Source organism: Micromonospora sp. NPDC049903 (assembly GCF_044460945.1).
Classification (GTDB): domain Bacteria; phylum Actinomycetota; class Actinomycetes; order Mycobacteriales; family Micromonosporaceae; genus Micromonospora.
The window spans coordinates 192,650-208,535 of the sequence record NZ_JBITKL010000002.1; the positions used below are offsets into that span (position 1 = coordinate 192,650).

At 74.0% G+C, this 15,886-nt stretch carries 13 protein-coding genes and 1 pseudogene; 4 read left to right on the forward strand and 10 right to left on the reverse strand.

The window, feature by feature from the left end:
- Positions 1–58: 58 nt before the first annotated feature.
- Genes ACIBO1_RS05685 through ACIBO1_RS05695 form a run of 3 tightly spaced genes read right to left on the reverse strand, consistent with a single transcriptional unit; the run spans position 59 to position 3,341 of the window.
- Positions 59–1,534: a pyridoxal phosphate-dependent decarboxylase family protein gene (locus ACIBO1_RS05685; protein ID WP_396741769.1), complete on the reverse strand. Its 1,476-nt coding sequence runs from the start codon at positions 1,532–1,534 to the stop codon at positions 59–61.
- Positions 1,531–2,994, reverse strand: a complete 1,464-nt coding sequence (locus ACIBO1_RS05690) for an MFS transporter (protein WP_396741771.1) — start codon at positions 2,992–2,994, stop codon at positions 1,531–1,533. The genes ACIBO1_RS05685 and ACIBO1_RS05690 overlap by 4 nt, the downstream gene beginning before the upstream one ends.
- Before the next feature lie 32 nt (positions 2,995–3,026).
- Positions 3,027–3,341, reverse strand: a complete 315-nt coding sequence (locus tag ACIBO1_RS05695; RefSeq protein WP_396741773.1) for an MGMT family protein — start codon at positions 3,339–3,341, stop codon at positions 3,027–3,029.
- Positions 3,342–3,354: 13 nt separating this feature from the next.
- On the opposite strand from ACIBO1_RS05695, the gene proB reads away from it, so the two are divergent.
- Entirely contained in the window at positions 3,355–4,512 is a 1,158-nt protein-coding gene (gene proB / locus ACIBO1_RS05700) for a glutamate 5-kinase (RefSeq protein WP_396741775.1), read from the forward strand.
- A 94-nt stretch (positions 4,513–4,606) separates the two neighbouring features.
- Positions 4,607–5,851 carry a glutamate-5-semialdehyde dehydrogenase gene (locus tag ACIBO1_RS05705; RefSeq protein ID WP_396741778.1) on the forward strand — a complete coding sequence of 415 codons (1,245 nt, stop codon included), beginning with the start codon at positions 4,607–4,609 and terminating at the stop codon, positions 5,849–5,851.
- Between the two features lie 69 nt (positions 5,852–5,920).
- On the opposite strand, the gene ACIBO1_RS05710 is transcribed toward ACIBO1_RS05705, so the two are convergent.
- The 6 genes and pseudogenes from ACIBO1_RS05710 to ACIBO1_RS05735 all read right to left on the reverse strand — a co-directional run bounded on the left by ACIBO1_RS05710 (position 5,921) and on the right by ACIBO1_RS05735 (position 12,930).
- Positions 5,921–6,793: a prenyltransferase/squalene oxidase repeat-containing protein gene (locus ACIBO1_RS05710; protein WP_396742447.1), complete on the reverse strand. Its 873-nt coding sequence runs from the start codon at positions 6,791–6,793 to the stop codon at positions 5,921–5,923.
- Positions 6,794–6,895: 102 nt separating this feature from the next.
- Positions 6,896–8,147 (reverse strand): annotated as a pseudogene (gene moeZ, locus ACIBO1_RS05715) (adenylyltransferase/sulfurtransferase MoeZ).
- 63 nt (positions 8,148–8,210) lie between these two features.
- The gene (locus tag ACIBO1_RS05720; RefSeq protein WP_396741780.1) at positions 8,211–9,029 is read right to left on the reverse strand and encodes a DUF3152 domain-containing protein; all 819 of its coding nucleotides are present in this window, start codon (positions 9,027–9,029) and stop codon (positions 8,211–8,213) included.
- 60 nt (positions 9,030–9,089) lie between these two features.
- Positions 9,090–10,004, reverse strand: a complete 915-nt coding sequence (locus tag ACIBO1_RS05725) for a DUF3152 domain-containing protein (protein ID WP_396741782.1) — start codon at positions 10,002–10,004, stop codon at positions 9,090–9,092.
- Positions 10,005–10,009: 5 nt separating this feature from the next.
- Positions 10,010–10,984, reverse strand: a complete 975-nt coding sequence (locus ACIBO1_RS05730) for an alpha/beta fold hydrolase (RefSeq protein WP_396741784.1) — start codon at positions 10,982–10,984, stop codon at positions 10,010–10,012.
- Positions 10,985–11,007: 23 nt separating this feature from the next.
- Complete coding sequence (locus ACIBO1_RS05735) at positions 11,008–12,930, reverse strand: hypothetical protein (protein WP_396742449.1); 1,923 nt, start codon at positions 12,928–12,930, stop codon at positions 11,008–11,010.
- Between the two features lie 1,066 nt (positions 12,931–13,996).
- On the opposite strand from ACIBO1_RS05735, the gene ACIBO1_RS05740 reads away from it, so the two are divergent.
- Positions 13,997–14,635, forward strand: coding sequence for a TetR/AcrR family transcriptional regulator (locus tag ACIBO1_RS05740; RefSeq protein ID WP_350692955.1), 639 nt, complete (start codon positions 13,997–13,999; stop codon positions 14,633–14,635).
- 63 nt (positions 14,636–14,698) lie between these two features.
- Positions 14,699–14,929, forward strand: a complete 231-nt coding sequence (locus ACIBO1_RS05745) for a DUF3107 domain-containing protein (RefSeq protein WP_350692957.1) — start codon at positions 14,699–14,701, stop codon at positions 14,927–14,929.
- A 3-nt stretch (positions 14,930–14,932) separates the two neighbouring features.
- On the opposite strand, the gene ACIBO1_RS05750 is transcribed toward ACIBO1_RS05745, so the two are convergent.
- Positions 14,933–15,586, reverse strand: coding sequence for a ferritin-like fold-containing protein (locus ACIBO1_RS05750; protein WP_396741787.1), 654 nt, complete (start codon positions 15,584–15,586; stop codon positions 14,933–14,935).
- Positions 15,587–15,886 lie beyond the last annotated feature (300 nt).

Consider the following 15,886-nt stretch of genomic DNA (forward strand, 5'->3'; position numbering starts at 1 on the left):
GCGCGGGCGTGGCGGCTCCGGCCGTCACGCCCACCGCCCTCGCAGCGCGACGCCCGGCCTACCAGGTCGGGCGTTGCAGCAGCCCGACGAACTCCACGAGCAGCCGCTCCCGCAGCCGCACCGGGGCGGCGTCGAGCAGAGTGTTCACCACCGCCATCCGGTCCGGCGGGCCGGCCCGCCCGGCCAGGCCGAGCCCCTCGGCCAGCCCGGCGACCAACTCCGGGGTGAGCGCCTGCGGGGTGAGGCTGCCGGCGAGCGCCAGCAACTCCGGTGGCAGCACCACCGGGCCGGCGGCTCGGGCGGCGACCGCCGCCTCGGCCAGGGCCGGTCCGAACTCCGCCACCCGGGGTGCCACCGCCGCGGTCACCGTCAGGTGCACGCTGCGCGGCAGTCCGGCGTACGCGAGCTGCGGCTGGGTGTGCCAACCACGCGCGGTCAACTCGTCGACCAGGACGAACAGGTCGAGCGCCGGGTCGGTCGAGGTGAGGCAGACGACGGTCGACTCCGGCTCGGCGACCAGCCTGAGCCCGTCGACGCCGCGTACCGCGTCGGCCAGGACCCGGACCGCGTCCCGGGTCCGGCGGGCCAACTCCAGGTAGCCGTCGTCGCCGAGGTGCCGCAGGGTGGCGTACGCGGCGGCGATCGGGCCGCCCGACCGGGTGGAGGAGATCACCGGGTTGACCATCGTGTACCCGGGCCAGTCGGCGTACGCGAAGTACTGCGGCGCGCGCAGCCCGGCATCGCGGTGCAGCAGCACCGAGACGCCCTTCGGCGCGTACGCGTACTTGTGCAGGTCCACCGAGATCGAGGTGACCCCGGCGACGGCGAAGTCGAACGCGGGCACGTCGACGCCGAGACGACGCAGGTACGGCAGGGTCCAGCCGCCGAAGCAGGCGTCCACGTGGCAGCGCACCCCGGCGGCGGCCGCCGTCTCGGCGATCTCGGCCACCGGGTCCACCACGCCGTGCGCGTACGAGGGGGCGGAGCAGACCACCAGCACGGTCTCCGGCCCGATCGCGGCGGCCACGTCGGCGACCGAGGGCCGGAGCGTGGCCGGGTCGACGGGGACGGTGTCGAGCGCCACCCGCAGGTAGTGGGCGGCCTTGGCGAAGGCGGCGTGGGCGCTGGACGGCACCACGATCCGGGCAGCGGTGATCTCGGGCCGGGCGTCACGGGCCGCCTTGACGGCCAGGATCAGCGACTCGGTGCCGCCGCTGGTGACGCTGCCGACCACCTCCGGCGCGCTCGTGCCGGGCCCGCCGCCGAGCACCCGTGCCGCCGCGCCGACCAGCGCGTTCTCCATCGCCAGCAGCGAGGGGAAGGCAGTCGGGTCGAGCCCGTTGACGTGCGCGCTCTCGGCGTACGCGGCGGCGGTCAACTCGTCCAGTCCGGCGACGGCGGGGTCGTACACGTACGCGAACAGCCGCCCGCCGTGCGTCGGCCGGTCGGCCTCCCGCAGGCTGCGGATCTCCGCCAATACCTGTTCCGCCGGTACGCCGTTCGCCGGCAGCGCCGACCCGCTCTCGTCGATCATGGAGTAGTGGTGCCCTTTCCGTGGTTCTCGACGGCATTCGTCCCCACCACAACTCCATGATCGGCGCCGGAGTCGCGGGGGACCTCGGGGGCGTCGGGGACGTGGGAGGGGTGGAGGGTGGCTAGGAGGGTGGGGGTCAGGTCGTAGGGGCGGAGCAGCAGGGTGGCCAGGCCGATCAGCAGGGCCGGGAGGATGGTGAAGCCGAGCAGGACACCCAGTCGGGCGGTGTCGGACTGGACGGCGGCGGTGCCGGTGGTGGAGGAGACGTAACCGGTGAGCGCGAGCACCAGACCGAAGACGCCCGGGCCGAGCGCCAGGCCGAAGGTCTCGCCGGCCGTCCAGAGGCCGGTGAAGACGCCCGCCTGCCGCCGGCCGGTGCGCGCCGTGTCGTACGCGATGCAGTCCGGGAGCATGGCCAGCGCGAACACCTGCTGACCGGCGTACCCGACGCCGAGCACCGCCACCAGCAGATAGACCACGACGGCGGGCAGCACCGGGGAGGCGACCAGCGCCAGTCCACCGGTGGCCAGGATCAGCGAGGCGGCCACCAGCGCGGCCAGCTTGCCCAGCCGGGCGCCCACCCGCGACCACAGCGGCATCACCACCAGCGCCGGCCCGACGAAGCAGAGGAAGAGCAGCGTCGGACCGGTCGTCGGGTCGCGCAGAATCTGGTCGGCGAAGTACTGCACCCCGGCGAGGATCGTGGCCACCCCGGCGGACTGCACCACGAAGCAGAGCAGCAACGCCCGGAACGGCCGGTTGCGACCGGCGACGGCGAGCTGGGCCCGCAGACTCGGCTCGCTCTCCCCGACCGAGCCCTGCGGAGCCGACCGGGTGCCGAGGAACGCGCCGACGGCGCCCACCGCGATCAGCGCGGCCACGAACACACCCATCCAGCGGTGCCCCGGCACGCCGCCACCGGCCGCGTCGCGCACCAGCGGGGCCACCGCACCGGCGACCAGGATGGCCAGCGCCAGCACCGCGATCCGCCAGGTCATCATCCGGGTACGTTCGGCGTAGTCGTCGGTCAGCTCGGCCGGCATCGCCACGTACGGCACCTGGAAGAAGGCGAACGCGGTGGCCGTGGCCAGGAAGGCGATGGCCACGTACGCACCGGCGGCCGGTCCGGCGCCGAACGGCGCGGCGAAGATCGACCCGAACAGCACGGCCAGCGCCAACCCGCCGACGAGCAGGTACGGCCGGCGGGCACCCCATCGCGACCGGGTCCGGTCGGAGATGCGCCCGGCCACCGGGTTGACCAGCACGTCCCACGCCTTCGGCAGCAGCACCAGCAGGGCCGCCACCCCGGCGGCCACGCCGAGCGTGTCGGTGAGGTACGGCAACAGCAGCAGCCCCGGCACGGTGCCGAAGGCTCCCGTGGCCAGCGAACCGAGCGCGTACCCGGCGTGCACCTTGCGCGGCAACCCGGCCGCCCCTGCCCCACCCGGCGACGCGTTCATGGCGCCGAATGTTACTCACGTTATGGCGCGGGTCACATCCCCTCTCCGGGCTGCCACTGCGCCGCGCGCATGTCGACCCGGCCCGCGCGCAGCGGCGTACCCTCGCTCAGCCAACGGGACCGCGCCTCGGCGACGAGGCGGGGCGGCATCGTGCCGGTGGCGTTGACCACGCGGTGCCAACCGACGGCCCCACCGTGCCGAGCCATGATCGATCCGACCAGTCGGGCGGAGGCCCGCCCGGAGCGCTCGGCGAGCGCGTCGGCCACCCCGCCGTACGACATCACCCGGCCCGGCGGTATCCGGTCGACGAGTTCCAGTACCGCCTCGACGTACTCGTCTGGTGTCACAAGCGGCCAGACTATGGGAAGGCCGCCGGGCCGTACCGCGCCGACCACGCAGAATAGGCGGGTGCGAGACGCGGTAACGGCGGCCCGGCGGGTCGTTGTCAAGATCGGTTCCTCCTCGTTGACGACCGCCACGGGCGGTCTGGACGACGGGCGGGTGGACGCGTTGGTCGACGCCCTCGGGTCACGGACGGCCGACGGACGTGAGGTCGTGCTGGTCTCCTCCGGCGCGATCGCCGCCGGCCTGGCCCCGCTCGGGCTCTCCCGGCGACCACGTGACCTGGCCACCCAGCAGGCCGCCGCGAGCGTCGGCCAGGGCCTGCTGATCGGGCGGTACGCCGCCGCCTTCGCCCGGCACGGCCGGACCGTCGGGCAGGTGCTGCTCACCGTCGACGACGTGACCCGACGGGCGCACTACCGCAACGCGTACCGCACCCTACGCAAGCTGTTGGATCTGCGGGCGGTGCCGATCGTCAACGAGAACGACACGGTGGCCACCGAGGAGATCCGTTTCGGCGACAACGACCGGCTGGCCGCGCTGGTGGCCGCGCTCGTCGACGCCGACCTGCTGGTGCTCCTCTCCGACGTCGACGCGCTCTGGACCGGCAACCCGTCGCGTCCCGGCGCCCGCCGGATCGCCGAGGTACGCGACGAGTCCGACCTGGTCGGAGTCGACATCGGCGGTGCCGGGCGGGCCGGAGTCGGCACCGGTGGCATGGTGACCAAGGTCGAGGCGGCCCGGATCGCCACCGGATTCGGCATCCCGGTGGTGCTCACCTCCGCGCCGCAGGCCCTCGCAGCGCTGGCCGGTGAGCCGGTCGGCACGTTCTTCCACCCCAGTCTCAGCCGCCCGGCCGCGCGGCTGTTCTGGCTGGCGCACGCCACCGCGCCCCGGGGACGGCTGCACCTCGACCCGGGCGCGGTCGCCGCGGTGGTGGGCCGCCGCAAGTCGCTGTTGCCGGCCGGGATCACCGCCGTGGACGGGGCGTTCACCGCCGGTGACCCGGTCGACCTGGTCGACACCACCGGTGCGCCGGTCGCCCGGGGACTGGTCAACTACGACGCGGTCGAACTGCCCGGTCTGCTCGGCCGGTCCACCTCGGACCTTGCCGCGGCGCTCGGTCCGGCGTACGAACGGGAGGTCGTCCACCGCGACGACCTGGTGTTGCTGTGAGCGGACGATCCGCTGGCTTGAAGTGATTGCAGGGGGCCCTTCCTATGCACGAGGCGTTAACAGGGGGCCCTTCCTTACATCGAAGGAGCGTGTCATGAGCGTGAGCGAGCAGGCCCGGCGGGCGCGTACGGCGGCGGAGGCGCTGGCCGTGGCGACGCGTACGGCCAAGGACGCGGCGCTGCACGCGATGGCCGACGCGCTGGTCGCGCGTACGCCGGAGATCCTCACCGCGAACGAGGCGGACCTGGCGGCCGGGCGGGAGGCCGGGCTGAGCGCGGCCGTGCTGGACCGGCTCGCCCTCGACGAGTCCCGGGTGGCCGGCATCGCCGACGCGCTGCGCCAGATGGCCGGGCTGCCCGACCCGGTGGGTGAGGTGGTCCGTGGCTCCACCCTGCCCAACGGTCTGGAGCTGCGGCAGATCCGGGTGCCGTTCGGCGTGGTCGGGATCATCTACGAGGCCCGGCCGAACGTGACCGTGGACGCCGCCGGCATCTGCCTCAAGTCGGGCAACGCGGCGCTGCTACGCGGTTCCTCGTCCGCCGCGCACTCGAACGCGGCGCTGGTGACGGTGCTGCGGGACGCCATCGACGGCGCCGGGCTGCCCGCCGACACGGTGCAGTTGCTCGACGCCGCCTCGCGCGACTCGGTCAAGGAGCTGATGCGGGCCCGGGGGCTGGTGGACGTGCTGATCCCGCGCGGCGGCGCGTCGCTGATCCGGACCGTGGTCGAGGAGTCGACGGTGCCGGTGATCGAGACCGGGGTGGGCAACTGCCACGTCTACGTGGACGCCGCCGCCGACCCGGTCAAGGCCGTCTCGATCGCGCTGAACGCGAAGACGCAGCGGCTGTCCACCTGCAACACCGCCGAGTCGCTGCTGGTGCACCGGGAGGTGGCGGACGCCGTACTGCCCCCGATGCTGGCGGCGTTCGCCGAGGCCGGGGTGACGGTGCACGGTGACGCCGGGACGGCGGCGTACTCCGACGCGGTGGTCGCCGCGACCGACGAGGACTTCGCCACCGAATACCTGTCGGCCGACATCTCGGTGGCCGTGGTCGACTCGCTCGACGCGGCGGTGGCGCACATCCGGCGGTACGGCAGCGGACACACCGAGGCGATCGTCACCGACTCGCAGTCGGCCGCCCGGGAGTTCGTGGCCCGGGTGGACTCGGCGGCCGTGATGGTCAACGCGTCGACCCGGTTCACCGACGGCGGCGAGTTCGGCTTTGGCGCCGAGATCGGCATCTCCACCCAGAAGCTGCACGCCCGTGGACCGATGGGTCTGCCGGAGCTGACCAGCACGAAGTACGTGGTCACCGGGGACGGTCACCTGCGGAGCTGACGGCGGCCGGCGGTCGGCGGTCGTGCCCGGCACGGCCAGCGGCACCAGGACGGCCAGCGCCAGGCCGGATCAGCGGAAGGCGCGGATCACCGCCAGGGTGGCGTGCACGTCGAACTGGTGCCCGTCGTCGCTGCTCCAGCCGCCGTCGCTGCGTTGCGTCTCGGTGAGCCGGCGACGGGCCGCCACCATGGTCCACTCCTGCTCGTCGACCTCGACCCGACGCAGGGTCGAGGCGAGCCAGGCGGCGTCGGCCGGGGACGCCTCCGGCATCCGCTCGGCGAGCAGGGCCTTGATCCGCGCGGACTCGTAGAACATCTGCTGCCGGTGCAGGACCGCCGCGCTCAGCCAACCGGCGGCCAGGAAGGACGGCCAGCTCCCGTCGGGGCGTAGCTGCGCGGCGAGCGCCTGCCCGGCGGCGTGCACCACCCCCGCGTACGCGCCGCCGACCCGGTGGTCCAGCGGCCCGGCGGCGCGGGCGTCCAGCCCGGCCACGGTGAGCCAGAAGGCGGCGTTGGCGGTCAGGTAGAGCCGCGCTTCCGGGCTGCCCGGCCGGGCCCACTCGGGGGCGGTCTCGGCCAGCGCCGGATCCTCCTCCCAGCAGCCGTCACGCTGCTGGCCGGCGGCGAGCCAGTCGAGCGCGCGACGGGCGGCCGGGCGACCCAGCGCACCGAGGTCGTCCAACTCGGCGAGACGGAAGCAGGTGGCGTCGACCGAGGCGACCGGGTCGCCCCAGGAGGCGGGCCAGCCGCCGCCCGAGGTCTGGCCGACCTCGGCACTGTCCAGCGTCTCCGGTGGCGGCGGCGTGCCGGTGCGCAGCCAGGAGAGGCGGGCACGTTCGACCGTGTCCCCGTGTGCCACCACGAACCCGATCGCGGCGTCGATGTCGACCACGGCGGTCACGCTACCGGCGGAAACATGATCCCGCCTCGGTACAACGGGCAGGTGGGACCGGCCGTCGGCCGGGTGGCGTGACCGGCCGTCGACCGGGTGTTAGGAGGGGTCCCCTTCTATACCTGAGGCGTTAGCAGGGGACCCTTCCTTACGTCAGTAGGCGGGCAGGGAGGGATCGATCTGCTTGATCCAGGAGAGCACGCCGCCCTGGACGTGCACGGCGTCCCGGAAACCGGCCGCCTTCACCGCGGCGAGCGCCTCGGCGGAGCGGACCCCGGACTTGCAGTGCAGCACGATCTGCCGGTCCTGCGGGAGCTTGGAGAGCGCCTCGCCGGAGAGGAACTCCCCCTTGGGGATCAGCGTCGCACCGGGGATGCGGACGATCTCGTACTCGGCCGGCTCCCGGACGTCGACCAGGAAGATGTCCTTGCCGGCGTCCTGCCACTCCTTGAGCTCGGCGGCGGTGATCGTCGCGTCGACGGTCGCCTCCTGTGCCTCCTCGGAGACCGCCCCGCAGAAGTCCTCGTAGTCCTCCATCAGGTCGGTCAGGGTGGCGTTCTCGCCGCAGAGCACGCAGTTCGGGTCCTTGCGAACCTTGATCTTGCGGTAGCTCATCTCCAGGGCGTCGTAGACCATCAGCCGGCCGACCAGCGGCTCACCGATGCCGGCGAGCAGCTTGATCGCCTCGTTGACCTGGATCGAGCCGATCGAGGCGCAGAGCACGCCGAGCACGCCGCCCTCGGCGCAGGAGGGGACCATGCCGGGCGGCGGGGGCTCCGGGTAGAGGCAGCGGTAGCAGGGGCCGTGCTCGGCCCAGAACACCGACGCCTGGCCGTCGAACCGGTAGATCGACCCCCAGACGTACGGCTTTCCGAGCAGCACCGCCGCGTCGTTGACCATGTACCGGGTGGCGAAGTTGTCCGTCCCGTCGACGATCAGGTCGTACTGGGCGAAGATGTCCCGGACGTTGTCCCGGTCCAGCGCGGTGTTGTGGATCTCGACGTTGACCAGCGGGTTGATCTCGCGGATGCTCGCCGCGGCGGACTCGGCCTTGGACCGGCCGATGTCGGAGACCCCGTGGATAATCTGCCGCTGCAGGTTGGACTCGTCGACGGTGTCGAAGTCGATGATGCCGAGCGTGCCGACACCGGCGGCGGCCAGGTACATCAGCGCGGGCGAGCCGAGACCACCGGCGCCCACACAGAGCACCCGGGCGTTCTTCAGCCGCTTCTGCCCGGTGACTCCCACGTCGGGGATGATCAGGTGACGGGAGTAGCGGCGGATCTCGTCAACGGTCAGCTCGGCGGCAGGCTCGACGAGCGGGGGCAACGACACGGTGGACTCCCCGGGATCGATGTGGCGGTCAACCGGGCCATTGTTGCTCGCCGGCCCACCCGCCGACCATGAGCAGTGACACGTCGCCCGGCATGCGGGAGCGGGAATAACCCGGATCGGGTGACGACCGAGGTCAGGTGGCCGGGTCGCCGACGTACCGGACGCCGTCGAGGAAGGGCCAGGCGTACGCCAGGCAGCCGTCCAGGCCGTACGTCTGCTGCTGCATCACCGGTGCCGGTCGGCCCGGGCCGGGGCACGTCTGGTGTCCCTCGCCGAACTCGTGGCCCACCTCGTGGTTGATCACATAGGCCCGGTACACCGCCAGCGGCGCCCCGTAGTCGGGTACCGCCTCCGCCCAGCGCGCCAGGTTGATGATCACCTGTCCGGGCAGCCGGCACGAGGTGTAGCCCTCGGTGGTCAGGCCACCGGTCGCGCACATCGCCTCGGAGGTGGCCGGGGTGGCCAGGTAGACGGTGAAGTCGGCGTACTCCGGGTCGTCGATCCGGCGTACCCGCAGCTTCCCCGAGCCGATCCAGCTGCGCGGATCGCCGAGCACCGCGTCGACCTCGGCGGCGAAGGCGTCCGGGTCCTGGCCGGTGCCCTGCTCGACAGCCACCCGGTAGTACACGATCGGGCCGTCCAGGCCGTGTACCGGGGACTGGCCGCCGGCCGCCGCGAAGCTGCCCGCGCCCACCATCGGGTACGTGGCTCCCGGTTGCGCGGTCGTCGTGTCGTACGTCCGGCCGGCCGGCGCCGTGCCGGTCGAGCGGTCCTCGGCCGGGGCGATCCGCAGCACGAGCGTGACCGCCAGGGCCAGCACCACCGAGAGGGTCACGGCCAGTCGACGTCGACGCCGCCGGGCCGCCGGACGGTGCCGTGGCGGCCCTTCCGGCCGGGATTCCGGCGGATCGTCCGGCAGCCCGGGGCGGCCGTTGAGGGGCGAAGGCGGCATGACGCCATCGTCGCACCATACACGGGCATATCAGCGCATTACCGTGCGGTCGGTTCACTTTTACAGTGGCGGACCGGCGTACCGCTTCCCGTCCAGGTACGGCCAGGGATTCGCCACGCACCCCTTGAGGAAGAGCGTCTGCTGCATCATCACCGGGGCCGGTTCACCCCGCCCCGGGCAGCGCTCGTGCCGGTGGCCCAACTCGTGCCCGACCTCATGGTTGATCACGTACGCGCGATAGACCGAGAGCGGCACCTCGGCCTCGACGTAGTGCGGCACCGACTGCCACCACCGGTCCAGGTTGATGATCACCTTCCCGGGTGCGCGGCACGAGGTGTAGGGACGGCCCCCGACCCGGATGTCGACCCCACCGGCGGCACACATCCGCCCCGCCGTGGTGGCCGTGGCCAGATAGACGGTGAAGTCGTACCGGGACCCGGTCTCCACCTGCCGCAACCGCAGTCGCCCACTGTCCACCCAGCTCCCGGGCCCGGCCAGTGCCGTCCGCACCGCCAGGGCGAACTCACCCGCGTCCACGCCCGCACCGGACTCCACCGCCACCCGGTACCGCCGGGCGTCACCGGCCGTACCCAGCACCGGCCCGGTCCGGTCGTCGTAGTCGAACCGGCCCGGCCCGGCCGACGGAACCGGCCCGGACTCCCGCAACACCGGCTCGGGCGACGGGACGACCGCCGACGGCGACACGGGTGCGGGCGACACCGAGGGCGACACGTATCCGGGTGACGGCGAGGGCGGCACCACCGGCGGGGACGTCACCGCCGCCACCTCGTCGGCGGAACCGGCCGAGGGCCCGGTCACGCCGGTCACCAGCGCCGCGCCCGCCCCGAGCGCGACCACCAGCACGGTCAGCCGGCGCACCACCGCGCGCCGCGACGTGGTGGTCGTGACCGGCTCCGGCGAGCGGCTGTGTCGGCCGGTGGAGTGAGACGGTCGACGACCACCAGGACTGCGCATTCGCGTCATCCTGCCAGGTCCGACCGCCCGGACCCATTGACCGACTCGGTAAGAAGCCCGACCACGGCCCGCGCCACCACACGCGGCACCTCCAACTGCGCGACGTGACCGACGCCGTCGAGCATCAGCAGCCGACTGTCCGGGATCACCCGCGCGGTCTGCGGTGCCACGCGTACGTCGACCAGCCGGTCCTGCCGCCCGCCCACCACCAGCGTGCGGGCTTGCACCGAACGGGCCATCCGCCACAGCGACCCCGACCCCGGCAGGTACGACCGCAGGAAGCTGGAGACGATCCCCCGGAACGTCCGCACGTACGCGGCGGCGTAGTGGGTCGCCTCGTACCGCACCCGGATCTCCTCCACCGCCTCCTGCCGGCGCTGCTCGGAGATCCGGCTGAGGTCGGCCACGCACGCCTCCATCGTCTGCTGCGCCATCACCTCCGGCGCGAACTGGGCCAGCCGCCAGGCGGCCAGCCGCTCGGCGCGGGGGATCGCCAGCAGCGGCAGCATCCGGCCCTGCAACGACCGGCGGAAGTCGAGGAACGGCAGGGCCGGCGACACCAGGGTCAGCGTGCGCACCAGCTCCGGCCGCAGCGCGGCCACCCGGACCGAGATCGCCCCGCCCAGCGAGTTGCCGAACAGGTGCACCGGGCCCCGGTCGGAGTACTCGATCCAACGGATCACCCGGTCCGCGAAGGACGGCACGGTGTAGCGCAGGCCCGGCTCGCTGCGCCCGAACCCCGGCAGGTCGATCGCCTGGCCGTCGAGGCGGTCGGCGAGCAGGCCGGCCAGGTCCGTCCAGTTCTGCGAGGACCCGCCCAGGCCGTGCACGTACAACGCCGGCTCCGCGTCCGGGCCGGTGGCCGGCGTCTCCCGGACGTAGGTCACCGTGCCGTCCAGGCGTACCTGCCGACCCGGCCAGGGCGGCGGCATCGAGGGCGCGGGCAACAACCGATCGGGCCAGAGGGTGGCAGGCTTCACCACTCCAGTCTGCCCCGAACGGCTCAAGCCAGCAGAGCCTCCAGTCGCCGGTTCACCGCGGCCAGGCTGGCGCGTACCACCGCCTGCCGGGGGTCGCCGGCCACCAGCGCGGAGCCGGCCAACTGCTCGACCCATCCGTCGCAGACCAGCAACACCACGACGGTCGCCACCTCGCAGTTGCCGAACGGCACCACGGCGGCGTGCTCCACGAAACAGCGTCCCCGCTCGGCGGTGGGGTCGGCGCTGCGCAACAGCTCGTCGATGGCCGCCGCGGCGGCCACCGCGCACAGCCGCAGCACGTACCCGTCGACGGCCGGACCGGTGGCGTACCCGGCGGCGCTCTGGTCCCCGGCGAGCAGGCGGACCTCGACGGTCGCGTCGAGACCGAACGTGCTGACCTGGACGTGGTCGAGCACCACCCGGGGGCCGGGCACCCCGCCGGTGTCCAGCGGCCGGGACGGCGCGGACTCGGTCGTGGTGAGCTGGCCGCCCGAGTAGGAGGCGCCGAGCGTGGCGGGGCTGCCGGTCGGGCCGGGTTCCTCGACGACGGCCCGTCCCCTCGGCGGGGCGGGCGTCGGGCGTCGGCGGCGGGCGGGCTCCGGCTCGGTCCGGGCCGGTGGGGCCTCGGTCCGGACCCCTGCCGGACGGGCCACCGGGCGTCGGGGCTCGGCGGGCGGACGCGACTCGCCGCCGTCGCGGGTCTCGGGAGACCGGCGGCGCACCGGCGCGGCCGGTGGTCCCGGCACTCCGCTCGGCGCGGCGGCCAGCCCCATCCGCTCCTGGAGCAGGCGGGCGACGTGCCGGCTCACCTCGGCCGGGTCGGCGCCGTCGGCCAGGTCCAGACGCAGGCTGTGGGCACCGGCCGGAGTCCGCCGCAGGGCCGCGTCACGGACTCCCTCGACGCCCCGCACCGCGTCGAGGATCGCGTTGACGTCGAAGCCCTCGGGCCGCTCACGCAGCGGTGCCGGTTCGTCGTCACGACGCAGATGGGTGGCGATCCGGGCGAGTTCCGGAGTTTCGGCGGGTGGGTCCACGGCTGGCGGCTCCGGCACGACGGGCACGTCCGGCTCGGCGGGGACGCGCTGCGGCAACACCGCCGAGGTGCCGTCCGGCGACCGGTCGCCAGGCGTTTCGAGGTCGGGGGCGGATCGGCGGGCCGCGTAGGGGGCAGCGCTCGTCGGGGCGGGCGCGGACGGGGTGCGTTCACGGTGCGTGGGCACGTCGGACGCCCGGGCGCCGGACGCCGGCTCGGCCGGGGCCGGGGCGGCGGGCGGGCAGGGCGAGGCGGGCGGCGGAGCGGTCGGCCCCGGGTCGCTGGGCACCGGTCGGAGCCGGAACGGCCGGTAGGCCGGGCCGCCGCCGGAGGCGCTCGCGGCCTCGGTGACCGGCGGCGTGGACGGCTCGGGTGGAGTCGTCTCGCGTGGTCCGGCCGGTGTGGCCGCCGGAGGCGCGCTGGCCGGGCCGAGCGCCCAGGGCAGGCGGTCGTCGGCGGGCGGCGGGCCACCCACGCGCGCCCCCCAGGGCAGCCCCTCCTCGGTGCGGGCACCCCAGGGCAGACCCTCGTCGGTACGCGCGCCCCACGGCAGACCCTCGTCGGCCGGAGCAGCGCTGACCGGGCGGGCTCGCCAGGAGGCGCGCTCGTCGGCGGGGACACCGCTGACCGGCGAGGCCGACCAGGCGGGCCGCTCGTCGGCGGGCGCACCGCTGACCGGTGCCGTCGACCAGTGCGGCCGCTCGTCGGCCGCCCAGGATGGGCGCTCCCGCGGCGGTGGCGCGGCGGTGGGTTCGCCGGGCTCCCGCACGGGACGCTCGTCGACCGGTGGCGCACTGGTCGGCGCGGCGGCCCACGAGGGCCGGTCGGTGGACTCGGGCGGTTCGGCCGGGGTACGCGGCGCGACGGCCTCCGGCCGGGTCGGCTCGTACGGCCGGGGCCGCTCGACCGGCACCGGCTGGTAGGGACGGGTCGGCTCGGCCCGGACCGGCTCGTACGGTCGGCTCGGTTCGCTGGACCAGCTCTGCCCCGGGGTCTCTCGCCCGCGTCGGCCGCTCTCGTCCTCACCGCGTGCCCAGGACGGCGCCCAGTCGCTCGGCGGGCCGGATCGGGCCCAGCTCGGCCGCTCGTCGTCGGCGGGATCGGCGTCCGCCGTCCAGCCGCCGCGCCGACCGGTCCCCGGTGGCGGCCAGCCGGCGTGGTCGGCGCCGTACCCGTGGTCGCCGGACGGCCCGGAGGTGTCGGCGGGATGGGACGGACCGGTCGACTCGGCCGGGTACGGCTCGTCCCAGCCGTGCGACCGGCCCCCGGCGGACGGGTCGTCCCCGGCCCGCTCGGCGGTGGGCGCGTGCACGCCGGGCGGCATCTCGAAGCCGGAGGCGGCGGTGCCGACGGGCGGCACCTGGACGGCCGGCGGTGCCGAGGTGGGCAGGCCGGAGGTCGAGGTCACCGGCTGCTCACCGGCGGGGGTGGGACGCGGCGCGGGCACCACCAGCCGGTCGTGACCGGCGTCGCTGCCGGACTCGCGCAGGCCGGGCGGGGCGCTGACCGGGGTGTACCGACCGGCGGACGACTCGTCCTCGGGGTGCACGCCGTTGACGTGGTGTCCGTTCGTGCGCGTCGCGCGTTCCGGCTCCGGCTGGTCACCGGCGGGAGGCGGCAGGTCGGCGTAGCGTGGTGAGGCGGTCGCCCAACCGGAGGGCGACTCGGGGCGACGCCGAGGCGCGCCGAGGTCGCGGGGACCTTCCGCCCCCCACGACCAGTCGGCCGCCGACGGTGCCCACCCGTTGCCGGAACGGGCCAGGTCATCCCGCTGACCCGTCCCGTCGCCGTGCTCTCCCGGGGTGGCGGCACCGGGTTGCCCTACTTCACTCACCGCGCGCTCCTTGGTCGCCCCCGCTGAGGCTACCGTGTGGCGACAGTGGCGATAAGTTACAGCGGCGGGCCAATTCCGCACGGGGCCATGGCGGCCCTGAGCGGTTCGGGCGAAATGCGGCCCGTCTACAGACTCGGAGGTTCCCATGACCGCTGTGGGGAACGGCGCCCAGACCACCGGCAGGCCGACCCGCCTGCCCCGTTCGGCGCGCCGCAAGCAGCTACTCGCCGCTGCTCAGGAGGTGTTCGTCGCGCAGGGCTATCACGCCGCCGCCATGGACGACATCGCCGAGCGGGCCGGGGTCTCCAAGCCCGTGCTGTACCAGCACTTCCCCGGCAAGATGGAGCTGTACCTCGCCCTGCTCGACACGCACTGTGACGCAATCGTCGCCAAGGTGCACGACGCGATGGCGAGCACCGCCGACAACAAGGAGCGGGTCAGCGCGTCGGTGCGGGCGTACTTCGACTTCGTCGACCACGAGAGCGAGGCGTTCCGCCTGGTCTTCGAGTCGGACCTGCGCAACGACCCGGCCGTGCGGCAGCGCGTGGAGCGGGTCGAGCAGGGCTGCATCGCGGCGATCACCGACACCATCATCTCGGACACCGGGGTCAGCCGGGCACACGCGGAGCTGCTCGCCTCCGGCCTGGTCGGCGCCGCCGAGACGGCGGCGCAGTTCTGGCTGGCCCGAGGGCGGCAGGTGCCCAAGGCCGAGGCGGAGGCGTTGGTGGCCGCGCTGTCCTGGCGGGGCATCGCCAGCTTCCCGCTGCAAGGTGAGTCAGCCTGAACTCCCACCTTGTGATCGGATAGCCTTCGCACGGCGACCATTTCGCCCGACGGAGGAGGCACAGTGGAGGTCAAGATCGGGGTGCAGTACGCACCACGCGAGCTGGTCCTGGAGAGCGCGCAGTCGCCGGCCGAGATCGAGCAGATCGTGACCGAAGCGATGGCCAGGAGCGAGGGCGGCACGCTCTCCCTGACCGACGAGAAGGGCCGGCGGGTCATCGTGCCGGTCAGCAAGGTCGCTTACGTCGAGATCGCCGAGGCATCCCCTCGGGCGGTGGGCTTCACCGTCCGCTGACGATCAGTTGTTGAGGCCGGCGGCGGCCATCCGCGCAGTGTGCGCGGCGGTCAGCCGCCGGAACAATCCGGGTACGTCGGTCCGCCCGTCCGCGACGATCAGGGCGGTCAACGCCCCTTGGTCGGCGGCGACCACCCGGCCCGCCTGGGACAGCGCCTCGCCGACCAGCCGCCGGGCCCACATCGACAACCGACCGGCGACCTTCGGGTCCGCCGCGACGGCGTGCCGGATCTCGGCGGCGGCGAACTCCGCGTACCGCGACTCGTGCAGCACGTCCAGGACCAGTTGCCGGTCCGGCTCCCGCAGCGCCTCGGCGGTCTCACGGAGGAAGTCCTCGGTGATCCCGTCCCCCACGTACGCCTTGGTGACCGCCTCGGCCCAGTCCCGGGGCTCGGTCGAGTCGTGGTATCCCTGCAACGGCTCGACGTAGGCCGCCATCGCCTCCTCGACCGGTACGCCGAGCACCTCCAGCCGGTCGGCCAGCCGCCGGTAGTTCGCGATCTCGGCGGCGGCCATCTCGCCCAATGCGGCCCGACGGCGCAGATCCGGGGCGAACCGGGCATCGGCCGCCAGACGTTCGAAGGCGAGCAGTTCACCGAGGGCCACCAGGCCGAGCAGGTCGGCGACGGCATACTCGGGCGTGACGGGGGCGGACATCCGCGCAGGCTACCGCTCGCCGGCCCGCCCGGGAGCGCCCGTCAGGACGCCGTCGGGCAGGTCGACCAGGCAGGGCCGACCACGGACGTGTGATACAGCTCACACAGAAGCCCTCCCGATGACTCTTGCCGGACTGGAATCGGGACGGCCTCACGCCCGTTCAGGTAACATGGACGAGTTGCCGTAGGTGCCGATCCCGACCGGATTCAGATCCAACCCGGTCGAAGTCCGACCCACGGCGCGCGTGCGGCCCGGTCCGCCCGGCATCTCTGCCGCCGACCGTGTGGCCCGCGCCAAAAC